Raw genomic sequence first — 19982 nt, forward strand, 5'->3', positions numbered from 1 at the left:
CTGGGGGTGCCCGCGCGCTTCACCGAACGACCGTATCACGCCAACCCCTATCTCATGCTCAATCCCCTTCGCTCTCCCCCCCCCCCCCCCCCCCCCCCGCCCTCTGGCGATTTGCGAAGCAAAGCGCAAAACCTCGGGCACACGCAAATTTGCGTGCCTGGAAAGGATTAAAATTCCACGCCCTTCTGCGCCTTCACCCCGGCGCGGAACGGGTGTTTGATCTGGCCCATCTCGGTCACCAGATCGGCGATCTCGATCAGCTCCTCCTTGGCGTTGCGCCCCGTCAGCACCACATGGGTCATCGGCGGTTTCTGCTCCACCAGGAACTCCAGCACCTCCTCAAGGTCCAGATATTCATAGCGCAGCGCGATGTTGATCTCATCCAGCAGCACCATGGTGTTGCGCTCGTCCAGGATCATCTCCTTGGCCTTCTCCCAGCCCTTCTGGGCGGCAGCGATATCACGCGCCTTGTCCTGGGTCTCCCAGGTAAAGCCCTCGCCCATCGCGTAGAACTGGCAGAGATCGCTGAAGTTCTCCTCGATCAGAGTGCGTTCGCCGGTCTGCCAGGCGCCCTTGATGAACTGCACCACCGCAGACGGCATCCCATGGGCAATGCAGCGCATGATCATGCCAAAGCCCGATGAGGATTTTCCTTTGCCCGGCCCGGTGTGGACGATGATCAGTCCCTTCTCGCCCTCCTTGGTCTTCATCATCCGGTCGCGCGCGGCCTTCTTCTTAGCCATCTTCGAGGCGTGACGGGCGGCTTCTTCTTCTGAAATGCCGGTTTCAGACTTTTCGCTCATAGGGGCTCTCCAGCTGTTTGACCCCATGTCTTGACAAAGAAGCCCGCCATAGCGCAAGGGGGTTCCGCTGGTTCCTGTGAAAACAGGCGAAGAGGGAATGTGAAGGCCTGCTCAGGCTGAAGCACAGCCGCCCCCGCGACCGTGACCGGATGAGGCCGCCATGCCACTGGGAGATATCCCGGGAAGGCAGGATGGCCGGCAAGGCGAACGCCTTGGCATCCGCAAGCCGGGAGACCTGCCAGCGACGACGAGATCAACGGGCAGACGGGGTGTTCTGCAACCGGGTGAGGGGCTGGCACGACACTGCCCCTTTCTGGCCATCCCGCACGCCCTGCCGCGACAGGAGACGCGCTGATGGCTGACGATATGGCAGGCAAGACTGCCAGCACCCAGGGACCGGTCACGCTGACCGTTTGCCTCACCTGCCGCCGCGAGGGCGCCGATCCCGAGGCCGCACGCCCCGGCGCCATCCTGCACGCAGCGCTGGAAGAGGCCGGAATGCCCGAAGGCGTCCGTTTGCGGGGCGTGGAATGCCTGTCCTCCTGCAAACGCGGCTGCGCTGTTGCGCTGGTCGGCGGCGAAGAACGCTGGACCTATGTCTATGGCGACCTGGACCCAGACCAGCATGTCCCCGAGATCCTGGAAGGCGCAGCCGCCTATGCCGCCACCGCTGACGGCGTCGTGCCCTGGCGCGAGCGCCCGCAGACCTTCCGCAAGCAATCCGTTGCCCGCATCCCGCCGGCCAAGTTCTTCTCCCAGGAGTAAACATGAGCGACCTCAATAAGATCCCCGTCACCGTCATCACCGGCTTCCTCGGTGCAGGCAAGACCACCCTGATCCGCCACCTGATGCAGAACCCGCAGGGCAAGCGCCTGGCGGTTGTGGTGAACGAGTTCGGCACCGCCGGTGTCGACGGCGACATCCTGAAATCCTGCGCCGATGACAATTGCCCGGCCGAAAACATCATGGAGCTGGCAAACGGCTGCATCTGCTGCACCGTGGCCGATGACTTCATCCCCACCATCGAGCAGCTGATGGACCTGCCGGAAAAGCCGGATCACATCGTGATCGAAACCTCCGGCCTGGCCCTGCCCAAACCGCTGCTGAAAGCGTTTGACTGGCCCGCGATCCGCTCGCGCATCACCGTTGACGGCGTGATTGCGCTGGCCGATGCAGAGGCCGTTGCCAAAGGCCAGTTCGCCCCCGATCTGGACGCGGTTGCCGCCCAGCGCGAAGCAGATGAGAGCCTGGACCACGAAACTCCGCTCAGCGAAGTCTTCGAAGACCAGGTCTCCTGCGCCGACATCGTGCTTCTGTCCAAGGCCGACCTGGCCGGCGACGAAGGCGTCGAGAAGGCCCGCGCCGTGATCGAGGCCGAGGCGCCGCGCAAGCTGCCGATCCTGCCGATGAGCGAAGGCGTCATCGACCCGCGCATCATCCTAGGGCTCGAGGCGGCTGCCGAGGACGATCTGGACGCCCGCCCCAGCCACCACGACGGCCATCACGACCACGAGCATGACGATTTTGAAAGCATCGTTGTCGAAATGGGCGAAGTCTCCGATCCGGAAGCGCTGCAAAATGCCATCGTGAAACTCGCCCGCGAGCGCAATATCCTGCGCGTCAAAGGCTATGTCGCGGTGGAGGGGAAACCGATGCGGATGCTTGTGCAGGCCGTGGGCGAGCGCCTGCGTGCCCAATACGACCAGCCCTGGGGCGCGCAGCCGCGCAAGACCGCCCTGGTGGTCATCGCCGAGCATGACGACATCGACGAACAGGCCATCCGCGCCGAGCTGGGGGCCTGAAGCATGCTCTTGACCCGCAATTTTCATGAGCGGAAAGGATCGCGCCCGTCCCGGGGTGGGCGCAATCGCGCCCGCCCATGGGGGCGGGTCGGGCGCGATCCGGGGCTTGCGCCCCGGGACTCCATTTTGCTGGCCGGGAAAGGCAGAAACTGATGCACGTCGTCTTCCGCGAAAGCCACGGCCTTGACGAGACCGATACCCCGCAGGACCTTGGGCAGACGCCTGCGGACCTTGTGGTGCTGTCGTTTTCCGACAGCGACCTCGGCGCCTTTGCGGCGGGCTGGCACCGCGCGGGCGGCAAGTTGCCCAGCTTGCGCCTCGCCAACTTGGTGGCGCTCAAGCACCCGCTGTCGGTCGACGTGTATGCAGAACAGACACTGGAGGGCGCCAAGGGCGTCCTCGTCCGCCTGATCGGCGGCGAAAGCTACTGGTCCTACGGCCTCGCCACCCTGCAGGACCTCGCCCGCCGCAAGGGTATTGCGCTGGCGATCCTGCCCGCTGACGGGCGCGAAGATGCGCGGCTTGATGAGCTGTCCACCCTGCCCGTCTCCACTCTGCGCCGCCTGCAATCCCTGTGCGACGCCGGCGGTGCGGTTGCGGCCCAGGCAGCACTTGCCCAGCTGTCGCTGGCTGCAGGGCTTTACGCCGGCCCCGTCCTCGGCCTCAAGACGACACCGGAACACGGCTTCTACGACCCGGCCAAGGGCGTGCTCGCCGACCTGCCGCCGCAGGACAAACCGCTGGTGCTGGTGAGCTTCTACCGCTCCTACCTCACCGCCGCCGACACCGCCCCGGTGGATGCGCTGATCGCGGAACTGCGCGCCCGCGGCTATGCCGCTTATGGCGCCTTTGCCGCCAGCCTCAAGGCGCCTTCTGCCGCGGACTGGCTGCGCAAGAAACTCCCACAGCTGGCCCCCGCCGCCATCATCAACGCCACCGCCTTTTCAGCGCAAGGAACAGACGGCAGCGCCTCGCCGCTCTCCGCCACCGGCTGCCCGGTGTTCCAGGTCGCCCTCTCCACCGCCCGCAAGAAGGACTGGGCCGAGGCCGACCGCGGGCTGTCGCCCGCCGACCTCGCCATGCATGTGGTGCTGCCGGAGGTCGACGGACGCATCTTTGCCGGTGTCGTCAGTTTCAAATCGCCAGGCAAGAAAGACCCGGACCTGCAGTATTCCCGCTTTGCTCACCGGGCTGATGCGGACCGCATCAAGGCGGCTGTGGACCGCGTCGAAGGCTGGCTGCGCCTCGCCAAGCTTCCAAATGCAGACAAGCGCCTTGCCCTGATCCTCTCCACCTACCCAGGCCGCGACCACAACCTGGCCCATGCCGTGGGACTGGATGCGCTGGCGTCCTGCGACGAAACCCTGCGCACGCTCTGGGACCAAGGCTATACCGTTGAGCCGCAGGAAAACACCGGCCTGCGGCTGATGGACGAAACGCTAAGCGTCCCGCTCACGGAGTACAAAACTGCTCTCGCCGCCCTGCCGCAAGACCTGCAGAACACTTTGGCTGAGGCCTGGGGAGACCCGGAGGAAGATATTGATTGCCGTGACGGTGCCTTTCACTTCAAGGCCTTGCGTGCAGGCAACGCCCTGATTGCCCTGCAACCCGAACGCGGCGAGGTCAAAACCCGCGTCGACGACTACCACGACCTCGACCGCACCCCGCGCCACGCCTATGTGGCGTTTTACCAGTGGCTACGCGCCCAGACCGACGCGTTGGTCCACATCGGCGCCCACGGCACGCTGGAATGGCTGCCGGGCAAGGCGGTGGCTCTGTCCGGCGCCTGCTGGCCCGAGGTTCTGACCGGCCCCCTCCCGGTTGCCTATCCCTTCATCGTCAACGACCCCGGCGAGGCCGCACAGGCCAAACGCCGCATCGGCGCTGTCACCATCGGCCACCTGCCGCCGCCGCTGGCGCAAACCAACCTGCCCGAAGGCATGTCCCGCCTCGAAAGCCTGCTGGACGAATACTCCACCGCCGACGGCCTCGACCCGGCCCGCCGCGACCGCCTGATCGGCGACATCCGCGCCGAGGCACAGGGCACCGGCGTCGAAGCCGACCTGGGCCTTACCCCTGAAACGTCGCCCGCAGAGGCGATCACCCGCATCGACGCCTTTGTCTGCGACATCAAGGAAAGCCAGTACGGCGAGGGGCTGCACATCTTCGGCTCCGGCCAATGCGGGGCAGAGGAACGCGCCGGGCTGATCGCTGCGCTGGAAGGGAAGATCGTCACGCCCGGCCCCTCCGGCTCGCCGTTCCGCGGCCGCGCTGATGTGATCCCGACCGGGCGCAACCTCTTTACCACCGACCCGCGGGCGGTGCCGTCGCGGGCGGCGCATGCGCAAGGTGTCAAACTGGCTGAAGAGCTGCTGCGCCGCCACCTCCAGGACCACGGCGACTGGCCCAAGGGGCTGGTGATCGACCTCTGGGGCTCCGCCACCATGCGCACCGCGGGCGAGGAATTTGCCATGGCGCTGCACCTCGCGGGGCTGGCGCCCAAGTGGGACGAAGGCTCCGAACGCGTCTCCGGCTTCGACGTGCTGCCGCTCTCCATGCTGAACCGCCCGCGCATCGACGTGACCCTGCGGGTTTCCGGCCTGTTCCGCGACGTCTTCCCGGGCCTCGCCCAGATGTTCGAAAGCGCCGCCACCGCGCTGGCAAACCGCGAAGAGACCCAGGCCGACAACCCCTATCTTACCGAGACACCGCGCGTCTTCGGCCCCAAACCGGGCCAGTACGGCCTGTCGATGAACCCGCATCTGGATGACTACAGCGACGAGGCCCGTGCCGCGGCGGGCGAGGCCTGGCTCAACGCTTCCTCCCACGCCATCGACGCCAAGGGCGCGATCACCGACGCCCGTGAGGCGCTGGAGACCCGCCTGCAAGGCGCCGACAGCTTCGTGCATCTGCAGGACCTGCCGGAAACCGACCTGCTGGTCGCCTCGGACTACGCCGCGCATGAGGCCGGCTTTGCCGCCGCCATGGCCCGCATCGGCCAGACCGCCCCGGCGCTCTACCACATGGACGCCACCCGCCCCGACAAGCCGCAGGCGCGTTCGCTGGGCGAGGAGATTGCCCGCGTCACCCGCGCCCGCGCCGCCAATCCGGACTGGGCCACCTCGATGATGAACCACGGCTTCCGCGGCGCTGCTGAGATCGCCGCCACGCTGGACCACATGGCCGCCTTTGCCCATCTGGCGCAGGTGGTGCAGCCGCATCTCTTTGACCTCTACTTCGAGGCCACCCTGGGCCGCGATGATCTGGTCGATTTCATGGAGCGCGAAAACCCCGAAGCGCTCGCCGCCCTGCGCGACCGCTTCCGGGCGCTGTTCGATGCAGGCCTCTGGAGCACCCGGCGCAATTCGATCATGGCTGAGCTGGAGGGCGCCGCATGAGTGCCGCCGCCGCCCCCAAGGTCTACGGCTGGTGCCCCGGCGCCCTGCGCCCGATGATGTCCGGCGACGGGCTGGTGGTCCGCGTGCGCGCGCCGCTCGGTAAACTGTCCGTTAGCCAGGCGCGCGGTGTCGCAAGACTTTCTGAAGAGTTCGGCAACGGCCTCCTCGACATTTCCGCCCGCGCCAACCTGCAGATGCGCGGCATCCGCGAAGACGCCCATGATGAGCTGATCGCAGGTTTGCGCGATCTCGGCCTGATCGACCCGGACGCACAGGCCGAAGCCCGCCGCAATGTCCTGCTTGCTCCGTTCTGGAGCGAAGGGGACGACACCCACGCAATCGCCACAGACCTGAGCGCTTCTCTGACCGCGGCAACGGACCTTGCCCTGCCCGGCAAGTTCGGCTTCGCTGTCGACTGCGGCGCCGAACCCGTCCTGCAAGACACCGGCGCCGACATCCGCATCGAGCGCGCCGGCGAAACCCTGGTTCTGCGCGCGGACGGCGCAGACGCCGGCAAGCCGGTCACACGTGAATCCGCGGTGCCCGAAGCCCTGGCGCTGGCCCGCTGGTTCCTGGAACAGGGCGGCGCGCCCGAAGGCCGCGGCAGGATGCACCGTCTGATTGCGCGCCGCGGGCCGCCGCCGGAGCATACCGCTCTCCGGGCCGCGGCAAGCTTCACCGCAAAGCCGGACGCTGTCCCTGCAGGGACACTCGCCGCTTTGGAGTTCGGCCAGATGCCTGCTGCCACGCTCGCCAGTCTCGCAGAGTACGGCGCAATCCGCCTGACTCCCTGGCGGATGCTGCTGGTCGAGGGCGCGGCCAGCCTCCCGCCCCTGCCCGGCCTGATCCTGGATACGGCGGATCCGCGCCTGCAGGTAGTCGCGTGCACCGGCGCGCCCGGCTGCCTGCAGGCGCTTTCCTCCACGCGCGATCTGGCACGGGAACTGGCGCCCTATGTCCCTGCCGGAACAAAGCTGCATGTCTCCGGTTGCGCCAAGGGCTGCGCCTGCCCCGGTGCCGCGCCGCTGACCCTGACCGCCACCGGTCCGGGCGAATTCTCCCTGATCCGCCATGGCACTGCCGCGGATCTCCCGCTAAAGACCCGCCTGAGCGCCGACGCCTTGCGCGCCGCTCCCGAACTTCTGAAAGAGGGCAGCTGACATGCTCCACACCTACGAGACCAACGGCGCCGCGATCTACGCCGAGAGCTTTGCCACCATCCGCCGCGAAGCCGACCTGGCGCGCTTCAACAAGGACGAGGAAAGCGTTGTCGTCCGCATGATCCACGCCGCCGGCATGGTGGGGCTGGAAGAGCACGTGCGCTTTTCCGAAGGCATGGCCGAGACCGCCCGTGCCGCGCTGGCCAAGGGCGCGCCGATCCTTTGCGACGCCTATATGGTGAGCGAAGGCATCACCCGCCCGCGCCTGCCCGCGGACAATGAGGTGATCTGTACCCTGCGCGACCCGCAGGTGCCGGAGCTGGCCAAGGAGATGTCCAATACCCGCTCAGCGGCCGCGCTGGAGCTGTGGCGCCCGAAGCTGGAGGGCGCCGTGGTCGCCATCGGCAACGCCCCCACCGCACTGTTCCACCTCTTGAACATGCTCAAGGACCCGTCCTGCCCCCGCCCCGCCGCCATCATCGGCTGTCCCGTGGGCTTCGTCGGCGCGATGGAATCCAAAGACGCGCTGATGGAGGACCTTCCGGTTCCGTCCATGATCGTGAAGGGCCGCCTGGGCGGTTCCGCCATCACCGTCGCCGCCGTGAACGCGCTGGCGAGCTGGAAAGAGTAACCATGGGTACAGTCTTTTGCGCAGGGCTCGGCCCCGGTGATCCAGACTTGATGAGCGTCCGCTCGCACCGGCTGATCTCAAACGCGCGCCACATCGCCTATTTCCGCAAGGCCGGCCGCCAGGGCCAGGCCCGCGCCATTGTCGAGGGCATGCTGGCCGAGGGCGTCACCGAACACGCGATGGAATATCCGGTGACAACCGAGATCCATTTCTCGGACCCCGAATACAACCGGGTGCTGGCTGAATTTTATGACCAATGGGCCGATACGCTCGCCGAGATCGCGCAGGACGAAGACGTGGTGGTGCTGTGTGAGGGCGACCCGTTCCTCTATGGCTCCTACATGCATCTTTACACCCGCCTGCAGGGCCGCGCCGCGCAGGAGATCGTGCCGGGCATCACCGGCATGTCCGGCTGCTGGACCGCCTCCGGCCAGCCGATCACCTGGGGGGACGATGTGCTGACCGTGGCGATGGCCACCCTCAGCGAGGATGAGCTGGCTAAACGCGCCGCCGAGACGGACGCGCTGGTGGTGATGAAGATCGGCCGCAACCTGCCCAAGCTGCGCCGCGCGCTGGAGCGCGCGGGCCGCGCGGATGACGCCTGGCTGGTCGAACGCGGCACCATGCCCGGCCAGACCGTGCAGAAGCTCTCGGAGATCACGGGCGAGGTTCCCTATTTCTCCATCGTATTGGTTCACGGACAGGGGCGCCGGCCATGAATGTATCACAAAACGGCTGGGTGGTGATTGCGGGGCTTGGCCCGGGCAACGAGGCGCTGGTGACCCAGGAAGTGCGGGACGCCATTGAGGAAGCCACTGATATCGTTGGCTATATCCCTTACGTCAAACGCATCGAGCCGCGCGAGGGTCTGACCCTGCACGCAACCGACAACCGGGTCGAGGTCGACCGCGCCACCCACGCGCTGGAGATGGCCGCCGAAGGCAAGCGGGTTGTCGTGGTGTCCTCCGGTGATCCGGGTGTCTTTGCCATGGCCTCCGCCGTGTTCGAAGCGCTGGAGAACAATGCGGAAACCCATCCCGCATGGCTGAACCTGGACATCAAAGTGCTGCCCGGCATCACCGCGATGCTGGCCGCTGCCGCCGCCATCGGCGCGCCGCTGGGGCATGACTTTGCCGCCATCAACCTCAGTGACAACCTGAAACCCTGGAGCCTCATTGAACAGCGCCTGCAGCTGGTGGGCGAGGCCGGGCTGGCGATGGCGTTCTACAACCCGCGCTCCAAATCGCGGCCGCATCAGTTTGCCCGCGCGCTGGAAATCCTGCGGGAGGCTTGCGGTCAGGACACGCTGATCACCTTTGCCCGCGACGTGACCAAGCCGGGGCAAGAGCTGCTGACGGTGCCGCTGAAAGAGGCCACGCCCGAGATGGCCGACATGCGCACCGTGGTGATTGTAGGCAACCGCGATACCCGCCGGGTCGGCAACTACGTCTATACCCCCCGCTACGCGGCTGAGGCCTAAGCCGGGGAATGGGACAGCCAGGCCATAACCTCTGCCACGCTGCCCAGGACGGGCCGTTCGGGTACCTGCGGTCTGCCGATCATGATGACCGGCAGGCACAGCTCGCGTGCGGCGGTGAGCTTGGCTGCGGCCCCCGTGCCGCCTGCATTCTTGGCCACCACATGGGTGATACCTTGGCGCTGCATCAGCGCGGTGTCTCCCGCCGCATCAAACGGCCCGCGGGCGATCTCAACCGTGGTGTATGGCAGCGGCAAAGGGGCCTCGGGTTCATCGACCAGCCGCAGCAGGTAGTGATGCTGAGGCTTGGCCGCAAACTGGGCAAGGTTCTGCTTGCCGATTGCGAGGAACACCCGCGCAGGGACCTGGGGCAAAGCGTCTACGGCCTCTTCAATGCTGAGGGTGTGGATCCAGTTGTCACCCTGCCCCGCCTGCCAGGCAGGGCGTTCGAAGGCGCAGAGCGGCACGCCGGCCATCTCGCAGGCATGCACCGCGTTGGTGCTCATCTGCGCCGCAAAGGGATGGGTGGCGTCAACCACATGGGTGATGGCTTCGGCCTGCAAATAGGCCGCCAGCCCTTCGGCGCCGCCAAAGCCGCCGACACGGGTCGGCAGCGGCTGGCTGACCGGCTTGGCGGTGCGGCCCGCGTAGGAAAACACCGCATCCGCACCCGACTCTCCCAGGGCTTTTGCCAGCGTCGAGGCCTCAGAAGTGCCGCCCAGAAGAAGGATGCGTGTCATGTCTGATGGCCTTTCCAAACACTGGCTTACGATCATTGGTCTGGGCGAAAATGGACTGGAAGGCTTGGGGGATGCAAGCCGGAAGGCGCTGGCCGAAGCCGAAGTTATCTTTGGCGGTCCGCGGCATCTGGAACTGGTGGATGCTGGCAGCAAAGGCCAGCCCTGGCCGGTGCCGTTTTCCACCGGACCGGTGCTGGAAATGCGCGGGCGCAAGGTGGCTGTTCTGGCCTCGGGCGATCCGTTCTGGCATGGGGCCGGCGGCTCGCTGATGCGGGATCTGACGCCCGATGAGTGGGTCTCACACCCGGTGCCATCCTGTTTTGCACTGGCGGCCAACCGGCTGGGCTGGAAGCTGGAGGACGTTCTGTGCCTTGGCCTGCATGCCGCGCCTTATGCGCGGCTTCTGCCGCTGTTGGGCCGGGGTGTGCGGGTTATCTGCACCCTGCGGGATGGAAAGGCCCCGGCAGAGTTGGCGGAATGGCTGGTCGCGCATGGTCAGCCTGATGCTGAACTGACCGTAATGGAACGGCTTGGCGGCCCCAGGGAACAGCTGCACCGCACCACGGCCGAAGGCTGGGATATGCCGCCAGGGGGGGCTCCGGTCCTTATGGCCATCGAGGCCATGCAGCCCGGGCTGCCGCAGGCGTCGGGGCTGGCGGATGCGCATTTCATCAGTGACGGGCAGATCACCAAACGCCCAGTGCGGGCGCTGACGCTGTCGGCACTGGCGACGCGGGCGGGCGAGCTGCTGTGGGACATTGGCGGCGGCTCCGGCTCGGTCTCGGTGGAGTGGTGTCTGGCGGCGCGCAGGGCACGGGCGATCACATTTGAGCCGCGCGAGAGCCGGCTGGAGAATATCCGCGCCAATGCAGCGGCGTTCGGGCTGGATCATCGGATGACTGCGGTACTGGGCAAGGCGCCGGAGGTGCTGGAAGGCCAACCGCTGCCCGATTGCGTGTTCATCGGCGGCGGCGGCTCCCAGACCCTGCTGGACCACCTGTGGGAGCTGCTGCCAGAAGGCACGCGGCTGGTCGCCAATGGCGTGACGCTGGAGACCGAGACCCTGCTGATGCAGGCCCATGCGGCGCGCGGCGGGCATTTGCTGAAGGCGGAGATTGCCGAGGCCGGGCCGCTGGGGTCGATGCGCGACTGGCGGCGGGCACGCCCTGTGATCCAGTGGAGCGTCACGCGATGAAAGTGGCAGGGATCGGATTTCGCGGTACTGCCACGGCGGCGGATTTGCAGGCGGCGCTGGCGCTGACCGGGGTGCAGGTGGATGCGCTGGCTTCAATCGCGGAGAAGGCCGCAGCGCCGGCCATGCAGGCGTTTGCACAGGCCGCCGGGCTGCCGGTGATTGCCTTGCAGGAACAAGATATTAGCGGGGAGCAGACCTTGACCTGCTCGCACCGGATCAAGGCGCGGTTCGGCACCGGCTCGCTGGCGGAAGCCGCGGCGCTGGCCGGGGCGCGCCATGGGGCAGCGGGTGCAAAATCGCGCCTTCTGGCCCCCAGAGTTGTCACCGCGGATGGGCTTGCCACCGCGGCCATAGCAGAAAGACTTGAGCCATGACCGTTCACTTCATTGGCGCCGGACCGGGCGCTGCCGACCTTCTGACCTTGCGCGGGCGCGACATCATCGCGTCCTGCCCGGTGTGCCTGTACGCCGGTTCGCTGGTGCCGGGGGAAATCCTGAGCCACTGCCCAGCGGACGCGAAAATCGTGAACACCGCAGCGATGGACCTGGAGGCCATCGTGGCAGAGATCAAGGCGGCGCATGAGGCGGGCCAGGACGTGGCGCGGCTGCATTCGGGCGATCTGTCGGTGTGGTCGGCGATGGGCGAGCAGCTGCGCCGCCTGAAGGCCGAAGGCATCCCCGTCAGCGTCACTCCCGGTGTGCCGTCCTTTGCCGCTGCCGCTGCTGCGCTTGGCACTGAACTGACGCTGCCGGGCCTGGGCCAGTCGGTAGTGCTGACCCGCACCCCGGGCCGCGCGTCCTCCATGCCTGAGGGCGAGTCGCTGGAGAATTTTGCGCGTACGGGCACCACCCTGGCGATCCACCTGTCGATCGGCAATCTGGACCATGTGGTGGACAGCCTGACGCCGCATTATGGCGGCGATTGCCCGGTGGCCGTGGTCTACCGCGCCAGCTGGCCGGACCAACAGATCATCCGCGCGACGCTGGACACGCTGAAAGAATCGCTGGACGAGAAGATCTCCCGCACCGCGCTGATTCTGGTGGGTCCGGTGCTGAAGGGCGAGGGCTTTGACGAAAGCTGCCTGTACGCCGCCGACTACGACCGCCGCTACCGGCCGCAAAGCGCCGACAGCCCTTGGTCGAGCTGGAACCATGGGGACGACTAAGGCCATGACCAACATGAACCCTCCCGGGCTGATGATCTCGGCGCCTTCCTCGGGCACCGGCAAGACCACCGTGATGCTGGGCCTTTTGCGTGCGCTGGCCGAGGACGGGCTGACCGTGCAGCCCTACAAGAGCGGGCCGGATTATATCGACCCGGCCTTCCACCTGGCAGCGGCCAAGCGGCCCAGCTTCAACCTCGACACCTGGGCGATGGACGGCGGGCTGCTGGATGCGGTCACCAGCCAGTCGGCAGGCGCAGAAATCTGCGTCGGTGAGGGCTCGATGGGCCTGTACGATGGTGTGGCAACGCGCGGGCAGTCGGGCTTTGGCTCCTCTGCCGAAACAGCAAAACGGATGGGCTGGCCGGTGGTGCTGGTGGTGGATGTGGGCGGCCAGGCGCAATCCGCGGCGGCCACCGCGCTGGGGTTCAAGAACTACGACCCTGACCTGCCCTTTGCGGGCGTCATCCTGAACCGGGTGGCCAGCCCGCGGCATGAACGCCTCACCCGGTTGGGGATGGAGAAGACTGGCATCAAGGTGCTGGGCTCCCTGCCCCGCCGCGGCGACCTGACCCTGCCGGAGCGCCATCTGGGCCTGATCCAGGCGGTGGAACACCCCGATCTGGAGGCCGCCATCGCGGGCTATGCGGCGTTCCTGCGCGAGCATGTGGATCTGGAAGCCATCAAAGCCGCGGCACTGGCGGGCCAGGCGCCCGCGCCGGCAAGCCTGCCAACTCCGCCTGCCCAGCGGATTGCGCTGGCGCGCGATGCGGCGTTTTCCTTTACCTATCCGCATCTGCTGACCGGCTGGCGCGCGGCAGGGGCAGAGATCCTGCCATTCTCGCCGCTGGCCGATGAAGCGCCCGCGGCGGATGCCGATCTGGTCTGGCTGCCCGGCGGCTATCCCGAATTGCATGGCGGCACGCTGGCGGCGGCGGAGACCTTCCGCGCCGGTGTCCGCAAGCACGCCGAGACCAAACCGGTGCACGGCGAATGCGGCGGCTACATGGCCCTGGGCGAGGCGCTGATCGACAAGGAAGGCAACCGGCATGCAATGCTGGGGCTCCTGGGCCTTGTGACCTCCTACGAAAAGCGCAAGTTCCACCTTGGCTACCGCCGTGCCATTCTGCAGGCCGGGATGCCGGGCTTTGACGCAGGCACGGCGCTGCGCGGGCACGAGTTCCACTACTCCACCATTCTGGAAGAACCCGACGCGCCACTGGCAAATGTCATGGACGCCGACGGCGGCCCGGTGCCGGAGACCGGTTCCATTAAGGGCCATGTGACAGGCACCTTCTTCCACCTGATCACGGGAGAACAGGCATGAGTGGCTTTGTGAGCTTTGTCTCCTCCGGCCCCGGCGATCCGGAACTGCTGACCGTCAAGGCGGTGAAGCGGCTGGAAGCAGCGGATGCGATCCTGTTCGACGATCTATCCTCAGGCCCGATCCTGAGCCATGCCCGTGCTGAGGCGGATCTGGTGGGCGTGGGCAAACGCGCCGGCCGCCCCTCTCCCAAGCAGGATCATGTGAGCCAGCTGCTGGTCGATTACGCCCAGAGCGGCCTCAACGTGGTGCGGCTGAAATCCGGGGACTCCGGCGTCTTCGGACGGCTGGAGGAAGAGATGACCGCGCTGCGCGAGGCCGGCATCGGGTTTGAGATTGTGCCCGGCGTCACCGCAGCCTCTGCGGCAGCGGCGGCGGCCAACATTCCGCTGACCCGGCGGCTGACAGCGCGGCGGCTGCAATTCATCACCGGCCATGACGTGACCGGCGGTCTGCCGGACGACCTGAACATGGCGGCGCTGGCCGACCCGCATGCCACAACCGTGGTCTATATGGGTAAACGCACCTTTGCCGATCTGGCGGAAAAGCTGATGGAGGCAGGCCTGCCCGCGGACACACACGCGCTGGTGGCGCAGGGGGTTTCCACTCCCGAACAGAAACTGTTCTGCCACAATGTGGGCGAGCTGCCATCAGTGCTGCGCGCGATGGAAACCAAGGCACCGGTGCTGATCCTGTACGGCCCGCTGGCCGATCAGGACCTGCCCGCCGCTTGAGCCTGCAATTCAGAAAGACCCTTCTATGATAGAGCTTTCCCTGATCGGCATCGGCACCGGCAACCCGCAGCACATGACGCTGCAGGCGATCGAGGCGCTGAACGCGCAGGATCTGATCCTGATCCCCAATAAGGGTGCGGGAAAGGACGACCTTGCGGGGCTTCGCCGGGAGATCTGCAACCGGGCGATCAAGGGCGATGCCCCGAAGATCGTCGAATTCGCCTTGCCGGTGCGCGACGAGGCCACCAAGAGCTACCGCAAGCGCGTGGACGACTGGCATGACGCCATCGCCGGCATCTGGTGGCAAACCATCACCGCCAACCTGCCGGAGGGCGGCAAGGCCGGCTTTCTGGTCTGGGGCGATCCATCGCTTTACGACAGCACCATGCGGATTGCCGAACGGCTGAAGACGCTGGCCGAAATTAAGCTGACGGTGGTCCCGGGCATTACGTCGATGCAAGCGCTGACCGCGGCCCATGCTATTCCAGTCAACGAAATTGGCGCCCCCTTCACTGTCACCACCGGACGGCAGCTGCGCGAAAACGGCTGGCCGGACAGTGCTGATACGCTGGTGATCATGCTGGACGGGGAGTGCTCCTTTCAGGCGATTGCCCCGCAGGGGGTGGAGATCTTCTGGACGGCCTATGCCGGGATGGAGAACCAGATTTCCGTCGCCGGGCCGCTGGCGGATGTCACCGGGCAGATCATCGCCACCCGCGTCAAGGCGCGCGCAGAGCACGGCTGGATCATGGACATCTACCTGCTGCGCAAGACCTGAACAGCCCGGCCGTTGCATGAAACGGCCGGATCACATCTGCAGCTGTTTGATTTGGCCGCGAGGACACGGGGTTGCGGCCCCTGGGAACGCTGTCACGTTCAATGGTTTTAATGCCTGCGGTATATTAAGCGAATTCAGCCGCTTAGTTTAAAGTCACGCAAAACACATGCGAAACAGGGAGTGACGGTTAAAGTCATCTCCGTTCCTGATTATTCTCTTTGTGCGCTAAACTACGCAGCATCCCTTGGCCGGTGCTGCGCAGTTAACTGCGCCTATTCCCCCAGCAGCCGGCTCACCACGAATTTTCAACCGCCTGCAAGGTGCAGCGGCACTCGGCAGTACAAACGCCGGCGGGGGTTCGGCAACAGACGTCAGCCAGGAGTTCAAACCTGCCGATCTTCGCCACAAGGAAGTCAGCAGCGCCGCAACCCTCGGCATAAGTCAATGTTCCAGTTGCGGCAGAAAAGCTCAGCTTCTCCTGTATCCTATCCGACCGACACCTTCGTAAGCGACAAAGCCCGCGGCTTTTGCATCGTCTGCAGAATGCACATTCCGCAGATCCGCCAATCGCGGAACATCCATTCGTTTTGCAAGCTCTTGCAGATCCAATGCACGGAACTCGTTCCACTCAGTGAGAATGACCAACAAGTCTGCACCCTCTGCGGCCGCATAGGGATCTTCCAGCCAAGCCACCCCCGGTAAAAGCTCTTCGCCTTCACGCCGTCCTTGCGGATCGCAGACCCTCACTTTTGCTCCATGACCAATCATGTTGGGAATGATTGTCAGACTAGGAGCATCGCGCATATCGTCAGTGTTCGGCTTGAAGGTTACGCCTAGAACGGCAACGACCTTGCCGCTGAAACTACCATCGCAAAGATCAAGCAGCTTCTCGATCATACGATGCTTGATTTCCTCATTCACCTTTATCACGGTCTCGGTAATCTGCATCGGAACACCGTACTCATGGCCGATCCGCGACAAGGCTTTGGTATCTTTCGGGAAACATGATCCGCCATAGCCAGGACCGGCATGCAGGAACTTATTACCAATCCTGCCGTCAAGCCCGATTCCCCGAGAAACCTCTTTCACATCCGCTCCGACACGTTCGCAGAGTCTGGCAATCTCGTTAATGAAAGTAATCTTCGCTGCCAAGAATGCGTTCGCAGCATACTTGATCATTTCAGCGGACTCGAGATCCGTGCTCAAAATCGGAAAATCACGCAAGTAAAGCGGCCGGTAAATGTCAGCCATTACTTTCTCTGCGCGCTCGCTCTGCACACCGACAACCACGCGATCAGGGCGCATGAAGTCTTCGATTGCAGCTCCCTCTCTCAGGAATTCAGGATTAGAGGCCACGTCAAAATCCAATTCAGGATTTGCCTCTTTGATTACGGATTGAACTTTGCGGTTGGTACCAACTGGCACCGTGGATTTGGTAACAACCACCAAATACCCCCGAGCAAATTCCGCAATCTCCTTAGCAGCAGCCATAACATAAGAAAGGTCAGCGTGGTTGTCTCCGCGCCGGGTGGGAGTTCCAACAGCGATAAAAACCGCCTGGGCACCCTCAATAGCGGAAGCAAGATCTTGCGTGAATGAAAGGCGTCCAGCCTTCATATTCCGGGAAACAAGTTCGTCCAGGCCAGGCTCAAAGATAGGCACTTCACCTTGGTTGAGTTGCTCAATCTTTTGGGGATCTTTATCCACGCAGACGACCTCATGCCCGAAATCGGAAAAACAGACACCAGACACCAGCCCGACGTAACCAGTGCCAATCATAGCAATCTTCACAGAACTTCCTTTGGACTGCGTTAGATTTCCCTGACCTGAACCAAGTCAGGTCAGACACGGCGAAGAATCATCCCAAGTGCTTGGCAAGACACTCTGAGACTTCTTCAATCGGCGCCGCGAAAGAAGTCGAGTGATCTTTTTGATCATCTTCTGCGCACACAACCGCAAAATTCAGATCACGGGCGGCAGCAAGCTCCCAGAAAATTCGCACGCGATCCAGAGTGAAGGTCTTGGTTATTTCCAGAACAAAGGTGCCGGGACGGCAATATCCAATGTTCGTTAGCCCTGCTCCGTGTCCCGCGACGACCGCTTCTGCATTCGAGAACAGCTCGACCTGCTCATCAATGGTCATACCGCTCAACACGACTTCTTCAAACCCGAACTTCTTCAGAGTTTCTACCAGCTCAGCTTCGTTCAGAAGCCCTCGTTTTGAGACATCCTTGCGAGAAATGAAAATTCGTTTGGGTGTGCTGCCGCGGTTGCCGCCCCGATAATTGTCAACAGCGAAGTCAAAATAATCGAGCGTGGCAGCCGTAACAAACGTTCCCCTCGTTTCCGTATGCATCGCAACATCAGGCCTGATTAATAGCGGTGCAGTCATATACGCGGCGTCAGTAAACAGCACTTTCTGAGTATCAATCTCCAGAAATTCGAGCATCTGCAGCGTCAAATCAAGAAAGTCATTACGCCTCAGAAGCACTTTAATCCCTTTGGGCTCAAACACCTCTTTCCATGTGAGCAAATGGCACACTTGCTCTATAATAAAATGATAGTAATTGACCATCGGATGACGTTGAAAAAGGAAAACGGGCTCACCCAGGTCATCCGGTTCTTCATCCAAATCGACATGCCAGCCCAAACCAGGGGCAAAGTAGACACCAGACAATTTGTGATGCCCAACACGATTGGTGTTAATGGCTTCAAAGTCCCTGGTTACGAATGCTCCTTTCGCACTATACCGTGCGTTCGGAAAAGCAACAGTTCTGGAACCAGGAAGCTCAATAGTGATGTCGCGGTGTTTGAATTCGGGGTGCTGTTGAACTTTCTCCGGGAGATCCTGAAAGTTCAGTGGCGTCCTCAGCTTGAAGGACCTGCCGTTGTCACGAATTGAAACTGGCGGGATATCCGGATAATCGCTGCCTGCTGCCAGAACCCGGCTTTCAAGTTCCGGATCACTTTGCGAGACCATTTTCAGCGACTTCGGATTGGATGGCTTCACAGGGCCAGGGAGAAGGCGCCGCGCCTCTTCATCGCGGTTGCATCCCCGATAGGCTTGAGCCAAGGCCTCCCGCGTTGCTGTGTCGAAATAATTCTTTTGAAGAAGGTCCTTGCCAACCTCGACAGCCCTGGCGGCCCCTTGTGTTTCAAGGGTCGCCAGAATCTGCATCGACGGGCTTATTTCCTCAGTAGCACCATGCGCTTGGTCATTATTCTTGGTCTTCATTACACGTGATATCCTCAAGCGTTTCCTGCAGAATTGTCCAAGTATTGGCCCGGCTCGTGTCCTTTAACGCGTTTTACCGCTTTATAGCCTGACATGGCACAGGGTGGATTTGGCCCGTATTTTAGAGGAGCTCCAACTCCTTCAAACGCTTACTAAAGTACTCAATTGTTTTGCCCAAACCTTCTTTGAGTTGAACCTCAGGCTCCCATCCCAGTGTATTTTTGGCCAGGGTAATATCGGGTTGTCTTTGCTTTGGATCGTCCGAAGGCAGAGTTTCATAGACGATTTCGGATTTCGACCCCGTCAACTCCACCACAGCCTCTGCAAGCTCGGATATCGTAAACTCACAAGGATTTCCCAAATTCACAGGACCAGTTACGTCACTTGACGTTTCCATCAAGCGCATGAAGCCCTCGACCAAATCCGAAACGTAGCAGAAGGATCTCGTTTGGCTGCCGTCGCCGAAGATCGTGATTGGCTGCCCTGACAATGCCTGAACAATGAAGTTCGACACCACGCGGCCATCAGCGTGGTGCATCCGCGGCCCATAGGTATTGAAGATCCTCGCAACCTTGATTTCAAGGTTATGCTGCCGGTGGTAATCAAAGAACAAGGTCTCTGCACAGCGCTTGCCTTCATCGTAGCACGAGCGAATGCCGATGGGGTTCACGCTGCCCCAGTACCCTTCAGGCTGCGGATGAACATCCGGATCGCCATACACCTCACTGGTGGAAGCCTGAAAGATTTTGCATTTCAGCCTCTTGGCAAGCCCCAGCATGTTGATCGCGCCGTGGACAGAAGTCTTCGTCGTTTGCACTGGATCGTGCTGATAGTGCACCGGCGATGCCGGGCAGGCCAAATTGTAGATTTCATCAACCTCAACATAGAGCGGGAAGGTGACGTCTTGCCGAACGAACTCAAACCGCGGATGGCTATGAAGATGGTCAATATTCCTCTTCGTGCCCGTAAACAAATTGTCGACACAGAGAACTTCGTGACCTTGCTCAAGCAACCTGTCCGTGAGATGGGACCCGAGGAAACCAGCTCCACCGGTAACAAGGATGCGCTTTCTGCTTTCGTAATAACGTGCCATTTAGGCCCTCTGGTTGCTGTATCAAAATTTGTGGCTGCGCTATCTTGGCGATCAACAGCTGCCTAAGATCATTAGTTCCATCTAAGGGTCAAGACAGATCCATCAGATTTGTTCGGGACTTTTTTTCACCCATTGAACTGCCCCCATAGGCCTTGGAAAGGTTTCCGCATAGATCCTGCCCTTCTCCCCCTCCATGCTGGCCGGGCTGGGGTTTGAACCACCACCCCCGGCAGGAGAATTGCCGCCCAGTACGGCCCGGGTGCACTTGCGGCTGCAAAGCCGGATCCATTTTTTATGTCTGCCTCTGCTTCTGCTCCGCCTTCCTGGGTGCGCCGGCAACCACATCCGGGCTTCGGGCCTAGCCACAACCCTTGCACGAAAAATGTTCGCGGAGAAGCGCCCCTTTTCAGCCTGTCAGGATCCGGGCGCAGTACAGGCGCAGGCAAAGCC

At 63.2% G+C, this 19982-nt stretch carries 18 protein-coding genes and 1 riboswitch; of the genes, 13 read left to right on the forward strand and 5 right to left on the reverse strand.

What is annotated here, in order from left to right:
• Positions 1–167 precede the first annotated feature (167 nt).
• Positions 168–803, reverse strand: a complete 636-nt coding sequence (cobO, locus tag ACXAHG_RS12435; protein ID WP_039173313.1) for a cob(I)yrinic acid a,c-diamide adenosyltransferase — start codon at positions 801–803, stop codon at positions 168–170.
• Positions 804–854: 51 nt separating this feature from the next.
• A riboswitch (cobalamin riboswitch) is annotated at positions 855–1060 on the forward strand.
• A gap of 97 nt (positions 1061–1157) precedes the next feature.
• Between cobO and ACXAHG_RS12440 the strand changes: the two genes are divergently transcribed.
• From ACXAHG_RS12440 to cobJ, 7 genes are all read left to right on the forward strand, one after another.
• Entirely contained in the window at positions 1158–1568 is a 411-nt protein-coding gene (locus tag ACXAHG_RS12440; RefSeq protein WP_475057741.1) for a DUF1636 family protein, read from the forward strand.
• A gap of 2 nt (positions 1569–1570) precedes the next feature.
• A complete protein-coding gene (gene cobW, locus ACXAHG_RS12445; protein ID WP_475057743.1) occupies positions 1571–2605 on the forward strand; it encodes a cobalamin biosynthesis protein CobW in 1035 nt (344 codons plus the stop codon).
• A 152-nt stretch (positions 2606–2757) separates the two neighbouring features.
• Positions 2758–6003 carry a cobaltochelatase subunit CobN gene (gene cobN, locus ACXAHG_RS12450; RefSeq protein ID WP_475057745.1) on the forward strand — a complete coding sequence of 1082 codons (3246 nt, stop codon included), beginning with the start codon at positions 2758–2760 and terminating at the stop codon, positions 6001–6003.
• Positions 6000–7163 carry a precorrin-3B synthase gene (gene cobG, locus ACXAHG_RS12455; RefSeq protein ID WP_475057748.1) on the forward strand — a complete coding sequence of 388 codons (1164 nt, stop codon included), beginning with the start codon at positions 6000–6002 and terminating at the stop codon, positions 7161–7163. Before cobN ends, cobG begins: the two co-directional genes overlap by 4 nt.
• A gap of 1 nt (position 7164) precedes the next feature.
• Positions 7165–7794 carry a precorrin-8X methylmutase gene (locus ACXAHG_RS12460; RefSeq protein WP_475044608.1) on the forward strand — a complete coding sequence of 210 codons (630 nt, stop codon included), beginning with the start codon at positions 7165–7167 and terminating at the stop codon, positions 7792–7794.
• Between the two features lie 2 nt (positions 7795–7796).
• On the forward strand, positions 7797–8513 hold the full coding sequence (locus tag ACXAHG_RS12465) for a precorrin-2 C(20)-methyltransferase (RefSeq protein ID WP_475044610.1): 717 nt from the start codon (positions 7797–7799) through the stop codon (positions 8511–8513).
• On the forward strand, positions 8510–9274 hold the full coding sequence (gene cobJ / locus ACXAHG_RS12470) for a precorrin-3B C(17)-methyltransferase (RefSeq protein WP_475044612.1): 765 nt from the start codon (positions 8510–8512) through the stop codon (positions 9272–9274). The genes ACXAHG_RS12465 and cobJ overlap by 4 nt, the downstream gene beginning before the upstream one ends.
• On the opposite strand, the gene ACXAHG_RS12475 is transcribed toward cobJ, so the two are convergent.
• On the reverse strand, positions 9271–10011 hold the full coding sequence (locus tag ACXAHG_RS12475) for a cobalt-precorrin-6A reductase (RefSeq protein ID WP_475057751.1): 741 nt from the start codon (positions 10009–10011) through the stop codon (positions 9271–9273). The genes cobJ and ACXAHG_RS12475 overlap by 4 nt on opposite strands.
• Between ACXAHG_RS12475 and cbiE the strand changes: the two genes are divergently transcribed.
• Genes cbiE through cobF form a run of 6 tightly spaced genes read left to right on the forward strand, consistent with a single transcriptional unit; the run spans position 10010 to position 15204 of the window.
• A complete protein-coding gene (cbiE, locus tag ACXAHG_RS12480; RefSeq protein WP_475057752.1) occupies positions 10010–11206 on the forward strand; it encodes a precorrin-6y C5,15-methyltransferase (decarboxylating) subunit CbiE in 1197 nt (398 codons plus the stop codon). The two genes, ACXAHG_RS12475 and cbiE, sit on opposite strands and share 2 nt — an antisense overlap.
• Positions 11203–11580 carry a cobalamin biosynthesis protein gene (locus tag ACXAHG_RS12485; protein ID WP_475057755.1) on the forward strand — a complete coding sequence of 126 codons (378 nt, stop codon included), beginning with the start codon at positions 11203–11205 and terminating at the stop codon, positions 11578–11580. Before cbiE ends, ACXAHG_RS12485 begins: the two co-directional genes overlap by 4 nt.
• Positions 11577–12371: a precorrin-4 C(11)-methyltransferase gene (gene cobM, locus ACXAHG_RS12490; RefSeq protein ID WP_475057757.1), complete on the forward strand. Its 795-nt coding sequence runs from the start codon at positions 11577–11579 to the stop codon at positions 12369–12371. The genes ACXAHG_RS12485 and cobM overlap by 4 nt, the downstream gene beginning before the upstream one ends.
• A 4-nt stretch (positions 12372–12375) precedes the next feature.
• The gene (locus tag ACXAHG_RS12495) at positions 12376–13695 is read left to right on the forward strand and encodes a cobyrinate a,c-diamide synthase (RefSeq protein WP_475057759.1); all 1320 of its coding nucleotides are present in this window, start codon (positions 12376–12378) and stop codon (positions 13693–13695) included.
• Positions 13692–14426, forward strand: coding sequence for a uroporphyrinogen-III C-methyltransferase (cobA, locus tag ACXAHG_RS12500; protein ID WP_475057761.1), 735 nt, complete (start codon positions 13692–13694; stop codon positions 14424–14426). The genes ACXAHG_RS12495 and cobA overlap by 4 nt, the downstream gene beginning before the upstream one ends.
• Positions 14427–14451: 25 nt before the next feature.
• Positions 14452–15204 carry a precorrin-6A synthase (deacetylating) gene (gene cobF / locus ACXAHG_RS12505; RefSeq protein ID WP_475057763.1) on the forward strand — a complete coding sequence of 251 codons (753 nt, stop codon included), beginning with the start codon at positions 14452–14454 and terminating at the stop codon, positions 15202–15204.
• 468 nt (positions 15205–15672) lie between these two features.
• On the opposite strand, the gene ACXAHG_RS12510 is transcribed toward cobF, so the two are convergent.
• The 3 genes from ACXAHG_RS12510 to ACXAHG_RS12520 all read right to left on the reverse strand — a co-directional run bounded on the left by ACXAHG_RS12510 (position 15673) and on the right by ACXAHG_RS12520 (position 19532).
• Entirely contained in the window at positions 15673–16995 is a 1323-nt protein-coding gene (locus tag ACXAHG_RS12510) for a UDP-glucose dehydrogenase family protein (protein WP_475057766.1), read from the reverse strand.
• 67 nt (positions 16996–17062) lie between these two features.
• Positions 17063–18439, reverse strand: a complete 1377-nt coding sequence (locus ACXAHG_RS12515; protein ID WP_475057769.1) for a glycosyltransferase family 61 protein — start codon at positions 18437–18439, stop codon at positions 17063–17065.
• A 121-nt stretch (positions 18440–18560) separates the two neighbouring features.
• Positions 18561–19532, reverse strand: a complete 972-nt coding sequence (locus ACXAHG_RS12520) for a UDP-glucuronic acid decarboxylase family protein (RefSeq protein WP_475057771.1) — start codon at positions 19530–19532, stop codon at positions 18561–18563.
• Positions 19533–19982: the final 450 nt, after the last annotated feature.

It is taken from the genome of Leisingera sp. ABD4_442 (assembly GCF_056160905.1).

Excerpts from the sequence above, each read along its gene's own strand:
- cobO (WP_039173313.1), bottom strand. The coding sequence starts at position 803 with ATGAGCGAAAAGTCTGAAACCGGCATTTCAGAAGAAGAAGCCGCCCGT.
- ACXAHG_RS12440 (WP_475057741.1), top strand. The coding sequence starts at position 1,158 with ATGGCTGACGATATGGCAGGCAAGACTGCCAGCACCCAGGGACCGGTC.
- cobW (WP_475057743.1), top strand. The coding sequence starts at position 1,571 with ATGAGCGACCTCAATAAGATCCCCGTCACCGTCATCACCGGCTTCCTC.
- cobN (WP_475057745.1), top strand. The coding sequence starts at position 2,758 with ATGCACGTCGTCTTCCGCGAAAGCCACGGCCTTGACGAGACCGATACC.
- cobG (WP_475057748.1), top strand. The coding sequence starts at position 6,000 with ATGAGTGCCGCCGCCGCCCCCAAGGTCTACGGCTGGTGCCCCGGCGCC.
- ACXAHG_RS12460 (WP_475044608.1), top strand. The coding sequence starts at position 7,165 with ATGCTCCACACCTACGAGACCAACGGCGCCGCGATCTACGCCGAGAGC.
- ACXAHG_RS12465 (WP_475044610.1), top strand. The coding sequence starts at position 7,797 with ATGGGTACAGTCTTTTGCGCAGGGCTCGGCCCCGGTGATCCAGACTTG.
- cobJ (WP_475044612.1), top strand. The coding sequence starts at position 8,510 with ATGAATGTATCACAAAACGGCTGGGTGGTGATTGCGGGGCTTGGCCCG.
- cbiE (WP_475057752.1), top strand. The coding sequence starts at position 10,010 with ATGTCTGATGGCCTTTCCAAACACTGGCTTACGATCATTGGTCTGGGC.
- ACXAHG_RS12475 (WP_475057751.1), bottom strand. The coding sequence starts at position 10,011 with ATGACACGCATCCTTCTTCTGGGCGGCACTTCTGAGGCCTCGACGCTG.
- ACXAHG_RS12485 (WP_475057755.1), top strand. The coding sequence starts at position 11,203 with ATGAAAGTGGCAGGGATCGGATTTCGCGGTACTGCCACGGCGGCGGAT.
- cobM (WP_475057757.1), top strand. The coding sequence starts at position 11,577 with ATGACCGTTCACTTCATTGGCGCCGGACCGGGCGCTGCCGACCTTCTG.
- ACXAHG_RS12495 (WP_475057759.1), top strand. The coding sequence starts at position 12,376 with ATGACCAACATGAACCCTCCCGGGCTGATGATCTCGGCGCCTTCCTCG.
- cobA (WP_475057761.1), top strand. The coding sequence starts at position 13,692 with ATGAGTGGCTTTGTGAGCTTTGTCTCCTCCGGCCCCGGCGATCCGGAA.
- cobF (WP_475057763.1), top strand. The coding sequence starts at position 14,452 with ATGATAGAGCTTTCCCTGATCGGCATCGGCACCGGCAACCCGCAGCAC.
- ACXAHG_RS12515 (WP_475057769.1), bottom strand. The coding sequence starts at position 18,439 with ATGAAGACCAAGAATAATGACCAAGCGCATGGTGCTACTGAGGAAATA.
- ACXAHG_RS12520 (WP_475057771.1), bottom strand. The coding sequence starts at position 19,532 with ATGGCACGTTATTACGAAAGCAGAAAGCGCATCCTTGTTACCGGTGGA.